This window comes from Neotamlana sedimentorum, assembly GCF_000943565.1.
In the GTDB taxonomy this organism is placed as follows: domain Bacteria; phylum Bacteroidota; class Bacteroidia; order Flavobacteriales; family Flavobacteriaceae; genus Neotamlana; species Neotamlana sedimentorum.
The window spans coordinates 1-16,500 of the sequence record NZ_JTDW01000008.1 but is presented as its reverse complement, the minus strand read 5'-3'; the positions used below and the strand labels follow the sequence as shown (position 1 = coordinate 16,500).

Annotated in this window: 14 protein-coding genes; 7 read left to right on the top strand and 7 right to left on the bottom strand. The window is 32.7% G+C overall.

Annotated elements, in window-relative coordinates; genetic code table 11:
- Positions 1-15: 15 nt before the first annotated feature.
- The 7 genes from PW52_RS11795 to PW52_RS11760 form a co-directional block, all read right to left on the bottom strand.
- Positions 16-1,026: a serine hydrolase domain-containing protein gene (locus tag PW52_RS11795; protein ID WP_240475182.1), complete on the bottom strand. Its 1,011-nt coding sequence runs from the start codon at positions 1,024-1,026 to the stop codon at positions 16-18.
- Positions 1,027-1,363: 337 nt separating this feature from the next.
- Entirely contained in the window at positions 1,364-1,945 is a 582-nt protein-coding gene (locus tag PW52_RS11790) for a pentapeptide repeat-containing protein (RefSeq protein ID WP_044633167.1), read from the bottom strand.
- Between the two features lie 161 nt (positions 1,946-2,106).
- Positions 2,107-2,871 carry a DUF6090 family protein gene (locus tag PW52_RS11785; RefSeq protein WP_044633166.1) on the bottom strand — a complete coding sequence of 255 codons (765 nt, stop codon included), beginning with the start codon at positions 2,869-2,871 and terminating at the stop codon, positions 2,107-2,109.
- 165 nt (positions 2,872-3,036) lie between these two features.
- Positions 3,037-3,879, bottom strand: a complete 843-nt coding sequence (locus PW52_RS17190) for a hypothetical protein (RefSeq protein WP_131454000.1) — start codon at positions 3,877-3,879, stop codon at positions 3,037-3,039.
- Positions 3,880-4,606: 727 nt separating this feature from the next.
- Entirely contained in the window at positions 4,607-5,764 is a 1,158-nt protein-coding gene (gene argE, locus PW52_RS11770; protein ID WP_044633164.1) for an acetylornithine deacetylase, read from the bottom strand.
- Between the two features lie 10 nt (positions 5,765-5,774).
- Positions 5,775-6,401, bottom strand: a complete 627-nt coding sequence (locus PW52_RS11765) for a YceI family protein (protein WP_044633163.1) — start codon at positions 6,399-6,401, stop codon at positions 5,775-5,777.
- 91 nt (positions 6,402-6,492) lie between these two features.
- The gene (locus PW52_RS11760; RefSeq protein WP_044633162.1) at positions 6,493-7,080 is read right to left on the bottom strand and encodes a superoxide dismutase family protein; all 588 of its coding nucleotides are present in this window, start codon (positions 7,078-7,080) and stop codon (positions 6,493-6,495) included.
- 150 nt (positions 7,081-7,230) lie between these two features.
- On the opposite strand from PW52_RS11760, the gene PW52_RS11755 reads away from it, so the two are divergent.
- From PW52_RS11755 to PW52_RS11725, 7 genes are all read left to right on the top strand, one after another.
- Complete coding sequence (locus PW52_RS11755) at positions 7,231-8,343, top strand: vWA domain-containing protein (RefSeq protein ID WP_394331358.1); 1,113 nt, start codon at positions 7,231-7,233, stop codon at positions 8,341-8,343.
- Positions 8,344-8,425: 82 nt separating this feature from the next.
- Positions 8,426-9,892: a MoxR family ATPase gene (locus PW52_RS11750; RefSeq protein WP_044633160.1), complete on the top strand. Its 1,467-nt coding sequence runs from the start codon at positions 8,426-8,428 to the stop codon at positions 9,890-9,892.
- A 196-nt stretch (positions 9,893-10,088) separates the two neighbouring features.
- Complete coding sequence (locus PW52_RS11745) at positions 10,089-12,185, top strand: HAD-IIB family hydrolase (protein WP_044633159.1); 2,097 nt, start codon at positions 10,089-10,091, stop codon at positions 12,183-12,185.
- Between the two features lie 4 nt (positions 12,186-12,189).
- Positions 12,190-13,467 carry a glycosyltransferase gene (locus PW52_RS11740; RefSeq protein WP_044633158.1) on the top strand — a complete coding sequence of 426 codons (1,278 nt, stop codon included), beginning with the start codon at positions 12,190-12,192 and terminating at the stop codon, positions 13,465-13,467.
- A gap of 86 nt (positions 13,468-13,553) precedes the next feature.
- The gene (hemN, locus tag PW52_RS11735) at positions 13,554-14,918 is read left to right on the top strand and encodes an oxygen-independent coproporphyrinogen III oxidase (RefSeq protein WP_044633157.1); all 1,365 of its coding nucleotides are present in this window, start codon (positions 13,554-13,556) and stop codon (positions 14,916-14,918) included.
- 85 nt (positions 14,919-15,003) lie between these two features.
- The gene (locus PW52_RS11730) at positions 15,004-15,834 is read left to right on the top strand and encodes a universal stress protein (protein ID WP_044633156.1); all 831 of its coding nucleotides are present in this window, start codon (positions 15,004-15,006) and stop codon (positions 15,832-15,834) included.
- Between the two features lie 182 nt (positions 15,835-16,016).
- Positions 16,017-16,457, top strand: coding sequence for a hypothetical protein (locus PW52_RS11725; protein ID WP_044633155.1), 441 nt, complete (start codon positions 16,017-16,019; stop codon positions 16,455-16,457).
- Positions 16,458-16,500: the final 43 nt, after the last annotated feature.

The window sequence follows — 16,500 nt, the reverse complement described above, 5'->3', positions numbered from 1 at the left end:
ACAAAGTAGTAAGCATTATTTAGTTTTACGTTTAATTATCTTTTTAATCCTTTTATTTATTATTTCAGAGAGGTTCCAATTGTATAGTTTAGAGTCGGTTGTGCTATAAAACTGAATAACAACAGCATCTAAATCTTTATAATAATTGGCAAAACTTTGGTAACCTGGTACCCAACCACCGTGTTCAAATTCATAAATAGAAGCATAAATTTCTTGTTCACCTGGTTTAAAAATAGATCCGTTATTTAAGGCTCTAATAAAAATACCCACGTCTTCTGCTGTGGCAACCATGCCGTGTTCATCTGCTTTTAAATCAAACGGATGCCCTACGTGATAACCACTCATAACATCGTTAATATTTACTTCGCTTAACGAGCTAAATGTGTTTTTAAGGTTTAAGGGTTTTAAAATTTCTTGTTTAATAAATTTAAAGTTATTGTAACCTAATGCATTATCCATTATTTTATTAATTAAAAGATAATTGGTGTTACAATACTCGTAATCGGTATCTGGTTTAAAATTAGCTGGTTTATCTAAAATTAAAGTAAGACTTTCTTCGTACGATTGTGTTGGGTTTGCCCAAAAATTTGGGGCATCGGTAAAATTTGGAATACCGCTTCGGTGCTGTATCATTAAGCGCAAAGTTATTTGTTCGGCATATTCAATATGTCCCACAACCTCGGGTAAATAATCGGCTAAAGTTTTATCTAAAGAAAGTTTACCTTGACTTACCAATTTAGTAACCGCTACAGCATCATATAATTTACTAATGCTAGCAATTTTAAACAAAGCATTTGGTTTAGCAGGTGTTTTAGTGGCTTTATTGTGCCAACCAGATGCAAGATATTGCGGTGCTTTATTAGCTTGGTCAATGTAAACAATTACACCATCAAATCCGTGGCCAACAGCTTGGTCTAATTGTTTTTGTACTGTTTCTGGAAGTGGCAATATCCATGCTTTTACCAATAACCATGGCACAAAAAATAATGAGGTAACGGTTCCTAAAAATAAAATTATCCTAAGCATTATAGTTTTCTTTTTATTCATTTTACTTAATATGAGTTAGCGATTACACGTGCAAATTTCTATTTCAATTATAAAAATTTAAATTATTATCCTCTGAAATGTTGAAAGTTATGGATAAATTGTAGGTTTTTGTTGAAGTAAGTGTTGTAATTTAAGGAGAATTTACGATAAACCGAGCTATTTAAGTGGTTTAATTTGAGGTGATTGCACACTTTAAAAGGTGCTTAGTGGTTTTTATGCGATTTTTGTTAACCCGTTGAATGCGCTAAGAGTTGTTGTGATTGTTTTTTATCTTTTTTCTGTATGTTTTAAAAGACGCCTTATTCTTGATTTTGCTTTAAATGTTAGGATCTATTTTGATGTTATATTTTGTTAAAAGTCCAACTACAGTGCTTAATGTAAATTTCGCGCCCTTAATTTTATTGTTTTCGGGGTCAATTGTAAAGTTATAAGAACTTCTAAAATCGGCATTTTGTAAGTCTGTGTTTTTAAATATAGCATTTTGTAAATCACATTCGTTAAAAACGGATGCACTCAAATCGCATGCTGTAAAATCGACTTCTTGTAGTTTGGATTTGTTAAAAGACAGTTTTGAAAGGTTTCGTTTAAAAAATGAAGAATGATTTAATAGGCATTTGTCAACTTTTATTAAAAATCCAAAGTCGTTACATTTATCGAATGGTAAGCCTAACATTTTACAATCTTTAAACCGTACATTTTGAAATCCTGTTTGTAAAATATGAGCTGAACTTAAATTACAGTCGTAAAATTCGCAGTCGATAAATCTAATTTTCGACAAATCGGAATTAGAAAAATTACAATTAGTAAAAGTGCATAATTCATATTCACCTTTTTCAAGTCCATTTTTTGAAAAGTCCTTTTTTTTATATGTTTTTTCTTCTATAAACAATTCACTCATTTAATCTCGATGTTGCTTTCTACTTGTTTACTACGTGTTTTAGTTTGGCTCGTTGCTTAGTTTAGTTGCTAAAATTAGCAAATAAAACATACCTAGCCTGTGAGGATTATTGTAAGTAGGCTAGTAAATAGTAGTTAGTTATACACACTATTGTGCTTTCGTTATTTTAATATTTCTGAATCAAGGTCAGCTAAAATTTGTTCTATTTGTTCTTTTATTCCGCCAAAAAACCTTTGCCCATTTGTTGCATTAATTGTTAAATAGAAATCAAGAAGCGTGTTTTCAAATTTAACTAAACTGAAAATGTTTTTATTACTTACACTATCGGATATCGATTGATTTTCAAAATTAAAGCCTCTATTTATCAATACTTTTCTAACACTTCCATTTTCATTTAATTGTTTTTGCAGTTCTTTCATCATTTCATGAGTTGAAACTTCTTGGATTTTTAAAAAATCCAATGTACTCTCAAAAGATGCAATGTTTTGTCTTAGTTTTTCATTTTGAATTAAATTGAGGTTTCCAGAGCTAATAATATCAGTTAGCACTCCTTTTGAAGGGATATAAGTCGCAACTCCTTTAAAAACTGAGAATATAATATCTGATATTTCTTTTTCACCAATAGTATCACGAACATTATCATCAAATAAAGTAAGCATATTTTCAACGGCTTTCACTTGATTATAATTTTCGGTGAGAGAATTGTTTATTTTCTCTAAGTTTGTTTCAAATTCAGATTGAAGAGACAATAAATAAGCCTGTTCTATTTTTCGCTGTTGTTTATTGTTATTGTGATTATTTATTGAAAGTGCAATCAAGATTCCAATGACAACAAGAATAATTTCTCCGATAGCGTAGGTTAAATATTTTCCGAACTTATTTTCAGTCAGTGTCTTTTGTCTAATTTTTCTAAAGAATTTTATCATTGGTTATTGGTTAGTCAAGCTTGCCGTAAACAGTTTTGTGTCTTGTTAGTTATGTTGTTCGAACACCTAATTTAGCAAATAAAAACGGAATAGAAAGTCTGCTAGAATTTTTATAAGCAGGCTAGAACTAGGTGATTAATTTTTTCACTGTTTTAAATAGTCTTTCTATAAATTTTTAACAATTTCAGATTCTCTTTTAAATCCGTCTTTTTCTAAATATTCAATAATTAACTTTTTAATTTCTTTGTCATAATCATCGCTTAAAATATATTGAAATGTAGATTCTCTATAAAATTTCAATCGACTATTCAAGTTGGATTTATCTAAAAACGCCTTAACTTTCTGTGGGTCTTTACTGTATTCAAAATTTGATACCTTTTCATCATTTTCTAGAATTAAACCCATTCCATCAGATGTTTCCGTGCTACAAATTTTTTCACGTTCTTTTTTTAGGTTAATTATTTTTGAAATTATTTTACTGTCTTTTTCAATCCCAAAATCTTTGTTTAATAATTCTATTGTTTTTTTTCTTTTAACGATATGTTTTTCTTCCATTTGCCATTCTAAATATTGATTTTTTCTAAACTCAAACGCTTTCTCATTTTCATATACATCAGCAAGTAAGCTAGATTGTTCACAATAGGCTACAAAAGATAAAAATTGTCTTAAATCTTTTGCTACAATATTTATTGGAGGGTCATAAGATGGCGCAATACAAACAATAGGTGCTTTTTCTAAATTTTTAACAAACCCAAAATCAGTTAAAAACCCAAAATGTATTCCATTGTTTCCAGTACCTGCAAAAGGTATAACATCAATTGGAGTTATACTGTAATAATGATTATAATCAACCCAAAATTCAAGATTTTCCCAATTTGCTAATTTCTTTTTTGCATAACTTTCAAGTTTTTCAAGGATTTCAGGTTTTTCATAATTTCCAAAATTGGTTTTTTCTTTCTTGCAACCTAAAAAAGATAATATTGTAGCTATCATAATTATTTTCTCCATTTTTATTTCAAATTACACACAAAGTTTATATGTAAGGAAAGTTGCGTGTTTATATGTAAGGAAAGTTGCGTGTTTGCATGTGATTATTTTTCGATGGTTAAATTAAAAGCAAGCAACTTTGTTAGCTAAAGCTAGCTTTTTTTTTACGATTTTGAATAACGTTTTTATTTTTATTTGATGTTATCAATTTAATTGTTACTTTTGATTTAGATGGATAAGTGTTAGGCACTTATTGAGGACTTTAATACAAATAAAGGACTACAAAAGGACTAACATTTCATTTTTGCAAAGGACTGCAAAGAACAAGGGGCATAATACGGCTGAAAAGGACTTCTTCCAAGACTTCGTTAACGTTTCCATCTAATCGAAATTTAGAGAGCCTATTGGCTATTTGTTAAATTCAAGAAATACATTTTCTTGTTAAACGATTTTGGTATGAAAGATATTAGTCCTACCTACGCAGTTATTGAATCCTTTTCTGACTTGTTAATTATGCTTGTCAAATCTCCATTCTTTTTTTTAATTATAGTTATTTTTTATTATTCTTTACTAAATAAGAAAAAACGAGAATCGGTAAACGCAGAAATGGTCAAATTAATTAATGCATTGAGGGGAAAGAGTTAATTATTATATATGCTGTATCTCAAATTGTTTGCTAGCTATTAATACAATAAGTTTTATAAATATCTCTAAGCTTAATTTTGTTTATTAAAAAAATAAATAACAATTATGCAGAGGTTTCTAAATAGCTAACTAAGGTTTCAATCATTTGTGCACCTTTATGTAGTTGATCTTTCGATATAAACTCGTTAGCTCTATGCGCTTGTTTTATCGATCCTGGTCCGCAAATTATAGCCTCGAAACCAGCATTAGCAAAGTAGCCAGCTTCCGATGCGTACGATACGGTATTCCAATTATAATTTCCTGTAATTTCGCCAATTAAATTAACAGCTTCGGCGTTTTCGTTTGTGCTAAAAGCAGGAACAATAGGATGATTTTCTTCAACGTCAATTTTAAAATCAGAGAAAATTGCGCGCTGAGTATTTTCTCTTTCTCTGCAAAAATGTATTAAATCTTGGTATAATATGTTTGGGTTGTCTTTTGGTAAACATCTAATATCTAACGAAAGTGTTACTTTATTAGCGATTATGTTCGCTGCAATGCCTCCGTTTATAGTGCCAACATGTAATGAAGTGTGTGGCGGATTAAAACGAGCATCGTTACTCGTTTTTACAAGAGTGTTCATTTTTTCTTCTGCCCAAAGAACAATTTTTGCAGCTTCATGAATGGCGCTAACTTCTTGTTTTATGCGGCTGCTATGTCCTTCGGAACCGTTAACTGTAATGTCTAAAATATGGATACTTTTTTGCCCAATTATGGGTTGCAACATGGTGGCCTCACCAATAATAGCAAATTTTGGCGTTTCGCTGTAGGTTGCTTTTATATGATTTATTAAAGCTTCGGCGGCTAAACACCCAATTTCTTCATCGTAAGAAAAAGCAAAATAAATGGGCTTTTTTAGGTTGGCTTTTACCATTTTGGGTAATGCCGAAAGGCAACAGGCTAAAAAGCCTTTCATGTCGCAACTACCGCGAGCATAAAGGTTGCCATCTGGTTTTTCTACTAATTTAAACGGATTAGTATACCAAGGTTGATTTTTAACCGGAACAACATCGGTATGTCCAGAAAGTATAGTGCCGCCATTTATGGCTGGCCCAATTCTACAATGCAAAGAAGCTTTGGTATTATCGCTATTGTAAACCAAAAACGTTTTAATACCAAAGCTTTCTGTATACTGTTTAATCCAATTAATAATTTCCAAATTACTATCGCCTCCTAAAACGGGGAACGACACTAATTTTTCAAGTATTTGTTGGGTGGTCATGCTGTTTTTACTAACTTTTTCTTAGGTAGGTTTCTATTTGAATAGCAACATCTTCCCAAGTTTTGCTAACACCATCGGCGCCCTTATGTAAATCGAAACACACTTTGTTTAACGCGGCTAAAGCATCAAGGGCATTCCAGTCGGCTAAATTCATAACACCAGTTAAAGTTACACGTCTTTCATCGGTAATGTTAATAGCAAGAGGAAGTTCGTGTGTAACACCATTCATAGTTAAATTAGCCACGCAATTTCCGCTAGTATAAGCAATAGTTCCAGTTAATAATTCGGCGTCTAACATCGAACCAAAAAAGGAAGTTTTAATTTTAGCATCACGCGTATTTGTTGCATCGTTTGTAAATAAACTACTTACAGGGATGGAGAATGATAAACCATTTAAAGCTTCCTCTGGTGTTGCGCCAGATTTTTCTTCGAAGTTAACCGTAGTAAATTCACCGCCAACGCCCACTTTTTCGGTGGTTTTATATGCGGTCCATTTTACCGATGTGGCTTCTGGTTTTACAACAAAAACTTCGGCTGTTGTTGTCTCATTTTCAATGGTTGTAGGTTCTTTTTTGTTGTTTTTACAAGCTATAATACTTAAGGATAAAAAAAGTAAAAGGATGTTTAATTTTTTCATGTTAACTGATGTCTTTTTTATTTAACCGAAAGTTAAGAGATAAAAAAACGAATACCAAGTTATAGTTGTTATTTAATTCTTAAAACAGATTTTATTGAATTATACCAGCGCAACTCACTCTAGCTCCGGCATCACCGGATGGTTGAGATGTTAAATCATCTTTTCCTGCATGTACTATTAAACCTTTTCCTATAATATTTTTAGTGTTGTCGTTACAGTCAAGACACCATTCTGAAGTAGAAAATTCAATTTCTGCATGGCCCGATTCGTCTGCTGTAAAGTTACCAATGTCTCCTTTATGGTAACCAGTTTCTGCACCCCAAGCACCATGAGGTTGGCTGGTAGGGTTCCAATGACCACCTGCAGATTTTCCATCTGCTGAAGAGCAATCTGCCGTTTCATGAATATGTATGGCATGAACTCCAGGCTCTAAACCATTAATGGAGGCAACCATGTTAACAACATCATTATTTTCGGTGAAAACTACTTTTCCACCTACATTGCTTTCACTTTTCGCGTTTAAAGCAATTGTAACAGATTTAGCATTGTTGGTTTTTTCTTCAACGGTTTTACTAACTTCATGGTTAGGCAACTTTTTTTCTTGTTGTTTCGTATTATTTTTACATGCTGTAAATGTTGCAATTGTACTTACAATAAGTAATAAATTTAAATTTTTCATAGTAAAGTGTTGTTTTGTTGTTCCACTTAATTTAAATGAATATTGATGTAATAACAAATTTAAACTACGCTATAACAAAATTTTAATATTTTAAAACAAGCGTTATATCCTGCAAATTCGTAATTTTAGACAGCTATGAAAAAACGAAATATGAAAAGAAAAGGATTTGTATTTAAAAAGTATGAAGCTCCTAATCAATCGCCCTTTGAAAAACTTTTCGAGATTTTTAAAGAGCTAATTACGCATACTTCTGGCGATTTTGATGAAGCTATAGATTGGTTGCGCGAACTCGATAGAGAATACAAGCTTACCACTGCCGAATATACGATTGATGATTTTATCGAAGACCTTAAACAGAAAGGTTATTTAAGAGAAGAAATTAAACCCGATGGCAAAAATGGGTTAGCTATAACAGCAAAAACCGAACGCGCGATTAGGCAGCAAGCGCTCGATCAAATTTTTGGTAAAATAAAACGAAGCGGACAAGGCAATCACAAAAGTAAAAGTCCGGGTATTGGAGACGAACATACTGGCGATTTTAGAGATTATCAATTTGGAGATGGTTTAGATCGTGTTTCCATGACCGAAAGTTTAAAAAATGCGCAAATTAATCATGGTATTGGTGACTTTACCTTATCGGAAGACGATTTAGTGGTTGAAGATACCCGACATAAATCGCAAATGAGTACTGTTTTAATGATTGATATTAGCCACAGCATGATTTTATATGGCGAAGATAGAATTACACCTGCCAAAAAAGTTGCTATGGCTCTTGCTGAATTAATTACCACGCGTTATCCAAAAGATACACTCGATATTTTAGTATTTGGTAATGATGCTTGGCAAATAGAAATTAAAGATTTACCGTATTTAAATGTCGGTCCATATCATACAAATACGGTTGCAGGTTTAGAATTGGCGATGGATTTGTTACGTCGAAAACGAAATACAAACAAACAAATTTTTATGATAACCGATGGGAAGCCAAGTTGTTTAAAATTGAAAAACGGTGAGTATTTTAAAGATAGTATGGGGTTAAATCCAAACATTACTAATAAATGTTATATGATGGCGCAACAAGCCCGAAAATTACACATTCCCATTACAACCTTTATGATTGCAAAAGATAGTTACTTAATGCAATTTGTTCGAGAATTTACTTATGCCAACCAAGGAAAAGCGTTTTACACAGGTCTAAAAGGTTTAGGTGAAATGATTTTTGAAGACTATGAAACAAACAGAAAAAAAAGAATTAGAGGCTAATTAGCACTCTAAACATTGAAAAAAGAAAATTTATAGTGACATCGAGCGCAGTCGAGATGTTTCTTAAAACTAAAAATGTATAATGAAAGTTAACGAAATAACAACATTAGCCGAATTAAAAGCTTCAGGATATCAATCGAAATCAATAAAAGATGAACTTCGCGAAAATTTAATTCAAAAAATAAAAAATAAAGAAACCACTTTTACTGGTGTTCATGGTTACGAAAACACGGTAATTCCAGAATTAGAACGTGCCATTTTATCGCGTCATAATATAAATTTACTGGGTTTACGCGGACAAGCAAAAACGCGTCTTGCACGTTTAATGCTTAATTTGTTAGATGAATATATTCCGGTGGTAGCTGGTTCCGAAATTAACGACGATCCTTTAAAGCCGTTATCTAGATTTGCAACAGAACTTATTAAAGAAAAGGGCGATAATACACCTATTACTTGGTTGCATAGAAGCGAAAGGTTTGCCGAAAAATTGGCAACTCCCGATGTAACTGTTGCCGATATTATTGGTGATGTCGACCCTATAAAAGCTGCAAATTTAAAACTGAGTTATGCCGACGATAGAGTTATTCATTACGGAATGATTCCGCGAGCGAACCGTTGTATTTTTGTAATTAATGAGTTGCCCGATTTGCAAGCCAGAATTCAAGTGGCTTTATTTAATATTTTACAAGAAGGCGATATACAAATACGAGGTTTTAAATTACGATTACCTTTAGATATGCAATTTGTTTTTACAGCAAACCCAGAAGATTATACCAATAGAGGTAGTATTGTAACGCCGTTAAAAGATCGTATTGGTTCGCAAATTTTAACGCATTACCCTATCGATATTGAAACCGCAAGAAAAATTACTGAGCAAGAAGCGAAGGTGGTCGAGTCGCAAAAATCTACCGTGGTAATTCCCGATTTAGCACGAGATTTATTGGAACAAATAGTATTCGAGGCACGCGAAAGCGAATATATCGATGCTAAAAGTGGTGTAAGTGCACGTTTAAGTATTACGGCTTTAGAGAATTTATTAAGCACAGCAGAACGTAGAGCTTTAGTAAATGGAGAAGAAAACACAACGCTTCGATTGTCTGATTTTGTAGGTATAATTCCCGCCATTACCGGAAAAGTAGAATTAGTTTACGAAGGCGAACAAGAAGGCGCTGCTGTTGTTGCTTACAATTTAATAGGCGAGGCTGTAAAAAGTTTGTTTATTGAGTATTTTCCTAAAATTGAAAAGCTTCAAAAGGCAAACGAAGAAACACCATACGATGCTATTGTATCGTGGTTTTTTAATTTAAAGGAAGGTTTTGAGTTGTTAGACGATTTGCGCGATAAAGAATATAAAAGCTTATTAAGTAATATTTCACCGTTAAACGACCTACTAGCACAATATCAACCTAATATTTCTCAAGAAGATAGCTTTTTTGTAAAAGAATTTGTGCTTTGGGCGCTTGTTGAATTTAAACTTTTAAGTAAACAGCGCTTCACAGAAGGCATTCAATTTAAAGATCCTTATGGTAATTTTATAAAAGGTTTGTAAGGCTTAAAAATAAATTTTATTGATTATTGAAAATTTAATAAAAGTAGATTTTAATTCTAAATTTCGTAGTTAATCGCTTTCAATTTATTACATCAAAATTGCAGAAATAATAGTTCGTTTTTTTTTTGTTTTTTACTCCATTTTGGCTTAAATTATGGAAAAATCTTACCAAAATTTGTAAAAAAAGCAAAAAAACATGAACAAAACTGAAGATGGCACACAAGCGGTCATTAATCTACTTTCATTCGATATTGATAATACATTAATCGATTTTCATACACACAAAAGTAATTTTAGAAAAGTTTGGAAAAAACACAAACCCAAAGATGTCATTTTAACCTATAACACAGGGCGTTTGGTAGACGATGTTTTAGGTTTAATTGAAAAACGTACCTTACCTGAACCCGATTACATAATTGCTGGAGTAGGAACTATTATATACGATTATAATAATAAATGTATTGTAAAAGAATTTAATGATATTTTAGATGAAGGTTGGGATTTGGAAGCCGTTGAAAGTATTGTAACAAACATAAACCACCCAATAAGCGAGCAGCCTTCAAAATATCAGCATGCTTATAAACGAAGCTACTTTTTTCATGATGCTACCGAAGAACTTATTGAAAGTATAGAAAAAGACTTTGCAAAAGCTAATATGTTTGTGAATATTGTGTATTCCGGAAATCAGTTTTTAGATGTGCTTCCAAAATGGGCAAATAAAGGCAATGCCCTACAATGGTTGCTTAATAAATTAGATATTAATCCTGAAAATGTTTTAGTAGCAGGCGATAGCGGAAACGATTCTGCAATGTTCGATTTGGATGATGTAAAAGGAATTGTTGTAGCGAATGCACACGAAGAACTTTATAAATATACCAAGCATAAACAAATTTATCATGCTGAAAATATGCATGGTGATGGTATTATAGAAGGTTTAATTTATTACAATGTTCTACCAAAAGAGGCTAAGGTAACAGAAAGTATCGATCATACCGAAGATTATATCATTCAGCAAGAATTAAGTAATATTGCCGAAGAAGATGAAGACGAAAAATTAGCATTAATTCGCGAAGGATACGAAAAAGCAGTCATCGCTTTAAAAAAGAACATCACACCTTTAGGTTTTTCTGCTTGTTCGATAAAAGACAATGTATCCAAAGGTACCGACGAAAATTATTATAGCGTTTGGGCACGTGATGGCGCCATAACTGTAATTGGCTCTTTGCCATTAATTCACGATGAAGAAATTCATGCATGTCAAAAAAAGACGCTTGAAACTTTATTCGAACACATTTCAAGAAACGGTCAAATTCCTTCCAACGTTCGTATTAAAGATAATGTTCCAGATTATTCTGGAGTAGGAGGAATATGTTCCATAGATAGTGGTATTTGGGTAGTTATAGCTTTTTACGAGTATGTAAATGTTACAAAAGACATTAAATTCTTAAGAAAATATATAAAAGATATAAAAGAAACTATGCGTTGGTTGGGGGCTCACGATAGTAATAACGATGCGCTATTAGAAATTCCTGAAGCTGGTGACTGGACCGATTTATTTGGTGGAAGTTATAATATACTTTACGACGAAATTTTATGGTACAGAGCAAATGTATGTTTTGGGCGTATGCTAGAAATGTTAGGCGAATATGAAGAAGCTGGAGAATACATTCGTTGGTCTCAAGTTATAAAAAAAGAAATTTTACAAAACTTTTGGCCATCAACACAACAAAAATTATTTCAATCGGTGTCTTTTGCCGAACGTCAATTCACACTAGGAGATACCTCATATTTAATAGCACAAACAACCCCCTTCGATTTTAGTTGGCGTTGCGATGTTTTTGGAAACGTATTAGCCTTTTTACATGGAACTATAGATTCTGAAAAAGCACACGAAACCTTTAAGTTTATGCTAGGCGTAGGGGTTAACGATCCGTTTCCAGTATCAAATGTGTATCCCGTAGTAACACCAGGTGATCCAGACTGGAGACCTTATTACACGGTAAATCTTTTAAATTTACCTAACCATTACCATAATGGCGGTATTTGGCCATTTGTAGGTGGTTTTTGGGTGAAGTTTATCAATAAATTAGGTTTAAAAGATGTGGCAATTTCCGAGCTTCATAAACTAGCTTTAATAAATAAAGAAGGTTTAACCGAAGAATGGGAGTTTACAGAATGGGCGCATGGTATCACAGGAAAAGCTATGGGTAAAGCCTATCAAGCATGGTCGGCAGCACAATATATTTCTGCTTGTCACGACTTAAAAATTATAAATAGATTAACTAAAATTTAAAACTATGAAATCAATATTAATGATATCCTTGCACGGATATGTAGGAGCAAATGCCGAATTAGGAAAACCAGATACAGGAGGACAAGTAGTTTACGTTTTAGAACTCGCCGAACGATTTAGCCGTTTAGGCAAAAAAGTAGATTTAGTTACGCGTCAATTTGAAGACCAACCAGAATACGATCACGTAGACGAAAATTATAGTGTATGGCGTATACCTTTTGGTGGTAAAAAGTTTATTCGCAAAGAAGATATGCACGACCACCTAAAAAAGTTTGTAACCAATTGTCTTGCAGCTATAAAAAAAGAACGTAAACGTTACGATGTTGTGTACTCGCACTACTGGGATGCTGGTTGGGCAGGACAAAAAATAGCAGAAGAACTTGGTATATCGCACGTGCATACTCCGCACTCTCTAGGTTGGTGGAAACAGCATACCATGGGTAGCGATATGGACGAAAAAGAAATGGAAGAAAAATACCGTTTTAAAGAACGTATTCGTAAGGAGTATTTTGTGTATCAAATGTGTAATTATGTTATTGCAACTACATTACCTCAGGTAGATTTGTTAACACAGCAATATGATGTTTTACCACGTAATTGCGGAATGATTCCTCCAGGAATAGACGAAAATCGTTTCTTTCCTGTACCAACTAAAGAAAACGATAAAATTAGAGCTAAATACGATATACACCCTACCGATATTTTAGCGTTAGGTAGAATGGCTCATAATAAAGGTTACGATTTACTAATTAAATCTTTACCAACAGTTTTCGAGCTTTGTCCGGAAGCACGCTTGGTTGCAGCCATTGGTGGCGATAGCTCTAAACAAGATGATAAAGGTGTTGAAGGATTAAAAAAAATAGCAGGAGAATTAGGCGTTTTAGATAAAATTACGTGGAAAAGTTATGTAGCAGACGAAGATTTAGCCAACGTTTACCGAGCAGCAAATATATTTGCAATGCCATCGCGTTATGAACCTTTTGGTATGGTAGCTATCGAGGCTATGGCTTGTGGTACTCCAAGTGTGGTCACTGTACATGGTGGTTTGTACGATTTAATTGATTTTGGAAATCAAGCCTTATTTGCCGATCCGCATAGACCAACCGAGTTTGGTGCAATGATGGCTATGCCGCTATTATATCCTAAATTAAGAAACGAACTTTCGGTTGAAGGCGCTCGTTTTGCACGTCGTAATTTTGGATGGACTGGTATCGCTAAGCGAATGATAGAAGTATTTAATAATTCTATTAATCAACGTACTATGGAGTCTAATCTTTTTTAATACTGTTTTAGTTTAAACATAAAACCATGACTTTTGTCATGGTTTTTTAGTTTTTATGAGATTAGTTTTGACTCAAATTAATTAGTATGAGCCAAAATTTAATAAAAAAGTATAATGTACCAGGACCAAGATATACCAGTTATCCCACGGTGCCTTTTTGGGATAATAATTCCTTCAGTTTAAAACTGTGGAAACAATCGTTACAGCAATCGTTTAAAGAGAGTAACACTTCCGAAGGTATAAGTTTATATATCCACTTACCATTTTGCGAAAGTTTATGTACTTTTTGCGGTTGTAATAAGCGCATAACCAAACGGCACGAAGTAGAGTCGCCATACATAACCGCTGTTTTAAAAGAATGGGATTTGTATTGTGAGCTTTTCGATGAGAAACCTATTATAAAAGAATTACACCTAGGCGGTGGTACGCCAACCTTTTTTGCCCCATTAAACTTAAACCGATTAATAAACGGTATAACTCGTAAAGCTATTTTAGCCAATAATTATGAATTTAGCTTTGAAGGGCATCCTAATAATACAACAGAAGCCCATTTATTAACTTTATTTAATTTAGGTTTTAGGCGTGTTAGTTTTGGCGTTCAAGACTATAACCATGCTGTGCAAAAAGCAATACATAGAATTCAGCCATTTAAAAATGTACAGCGGGTTACCGAAATGGCTAGAAATATTGGATATACCAGTATTGGGCACGATATTATTTTCGGACTTCCTTTTCAAACAGTAGACCATATTCGAGAAACTATTGCCAAAACACGACAGTTAAAACCAGATAGAATTGCTTTTTATAGTTATGCCCACACACCATGGATTAAAGGTAATGGACAACGCGGTTTTAACGAAAATAATTTGCCAAAAGCAGAAGAAAAACGTTTACAGTATGAAATAGGTAAAGTATTGTTAATTGATGCTGGTTATACAGAAATTGGTATGGATCATTTTGCGTTACCAAGCGATGCGTTGTACAATGCAATGGCAAACCTAAAGTTACACCGAAACTTCATGGGGTATACGGCATCAAAAACCAAAATGATGATTGGCTTAGGAGTATCTTCGATAAGTGATAGTTGGTATGGTTTTTCTCAAAATGTAAAAGGCATCGAGGAATACTATCATTTATTAGATCACCAAATAATTCCTGTATTTCGAGGACATATTTTAAATGAAGAAGATTTAGCAATTAGACAACATATTTTAAATTTAATGTGTCATTATAAAACCTCTTGGAATGCTAGTAATTTAAAGTTTGAAAATCTAGATAAAATCTTAAATAAATTGTCAGAAATGTTAAAAGACGGATTGGTTATAATTGAAAATAATACTCTCAAAATCACAAAACAAGGAAAGCCTTTTGTGCGTAATGTTTGTATGGCTTTCGATGTGTTATTACAACAAAAACAGCCCCAAAAACAATTGTTTTCAATGACAATTTAAACGTTAATATACTTGAAAATTTGCCTTAAATTTTGTAACTTAAAGTAATTAAAAAAAGGAAGTTAAACCATCTAAATTATTTGTCATGAAAAAAATAATTGTACCCATAGATTTTTCAATTTATTCAGAATATGCACTTGAAGCGGCAGCGATATTAGCAAAACAGCATCAAGGAGAAGTTTTAGCATTACACATGTTAGAGTTATCGGAGGCCGTTTTAACTAAAGGTGGTTTTCAACAAAATGAAGAAGCCGTTTTTTACTTAAAATTAGCTGAGAAAAAATTTAAATCTTTTTTAAATAGAGACTATTTAGAAGGAGTAAGAGTGACTCCAATTGTAAAACATTTTAAGGTGTTTAGTGAAATTAGCGATGTAGCAGAAGATCATAGTGCCGATTTAATTGTAATGGGCTCACATGGTTCTAGTGGCATTACCGAAATTTTTGTTGGCAGTAACACCGAAAAAGTGGTACGTCATTCTAAAATACCAGTATTAGTATTAAAAGATGAAATTAAAACTGTAGGCTTTAAAAATGTACTTTTTGCTACCGATTTCTCTAATGATTCTATAGAGGTCTTTAAAAGGGCGTTATCAGAGTTTAAAGCCATGAATTCAAAAGTAAATTTGGTTTATGTAAATACACCTAGTCGATTTCTTACTTCAAAAGAAATGCGCGAAAAAGTATCAGGCTTTTTAATGGAAGCCGAAGGTAATACAGATAGAATGGCTAATACAAGTTTTGTGTCGAATTACTCGGTTGAAGCTGGTATTTTAAATCAGGCAGCCGAAATTAATGCCGATTTAATTGCCGTTGCCACCCATGGTAGAAAAGGGATTGCGCACTTTTTAGAAGGAAGTATTTCGGAAGATATAGCAAACCACTCGGTTTTACCGGTAATGACTTTTAAAATTTAATAACTAAATAAATATATTAAACTGTTAAAGAGGCTAACCAATTAAGGTTAGCCTTTTTTGTGTTATTTTTTTTATATTTAGGATTCCTGTTCCTATTATCTGGGAGTTGGCTTTAATGCGAAACAAGTTTACGGAATTGAATTATTAACTACATCTAATCAGAATTATCCTAAGACAAAAAAATGAATAAAACTACGATAAAAATTATAGGAGGAATTATTGTTTTAATGCTAATTGCAATCATAATTAAAAAATTAAAGCCGACTAATAATTCTAAAAATCAAGAAACAAAAATAGTTGAACTTGATAAAGGAATAGAACATAGGAAAAAATTTGCTGGAGCATATACAACTGAAATCAAAGGGAAAAAATCATCAAATGAATCTGTCGAAATGTACGCTTTGAACGAAAACGGTGGTGCAAAATGGTTGTGGATAAAAAATAATGGAAAAAATGGAGCTATTAAAGACGATGAAAAAATTGGAACTTGGAATGCAACTGAAAATAGCATCACAATTAAAATCAAAGGAAACACTGAAATGATTGAGGAACTATTTATTTTAAAAGATAATGTATTGGTAAATGACATATTACCGAATAGATATTTGAAAAAAGTTGAATAATAAGCACTAAAAGCCAACAAAGAACTGAGTTAAAAAACAAGCA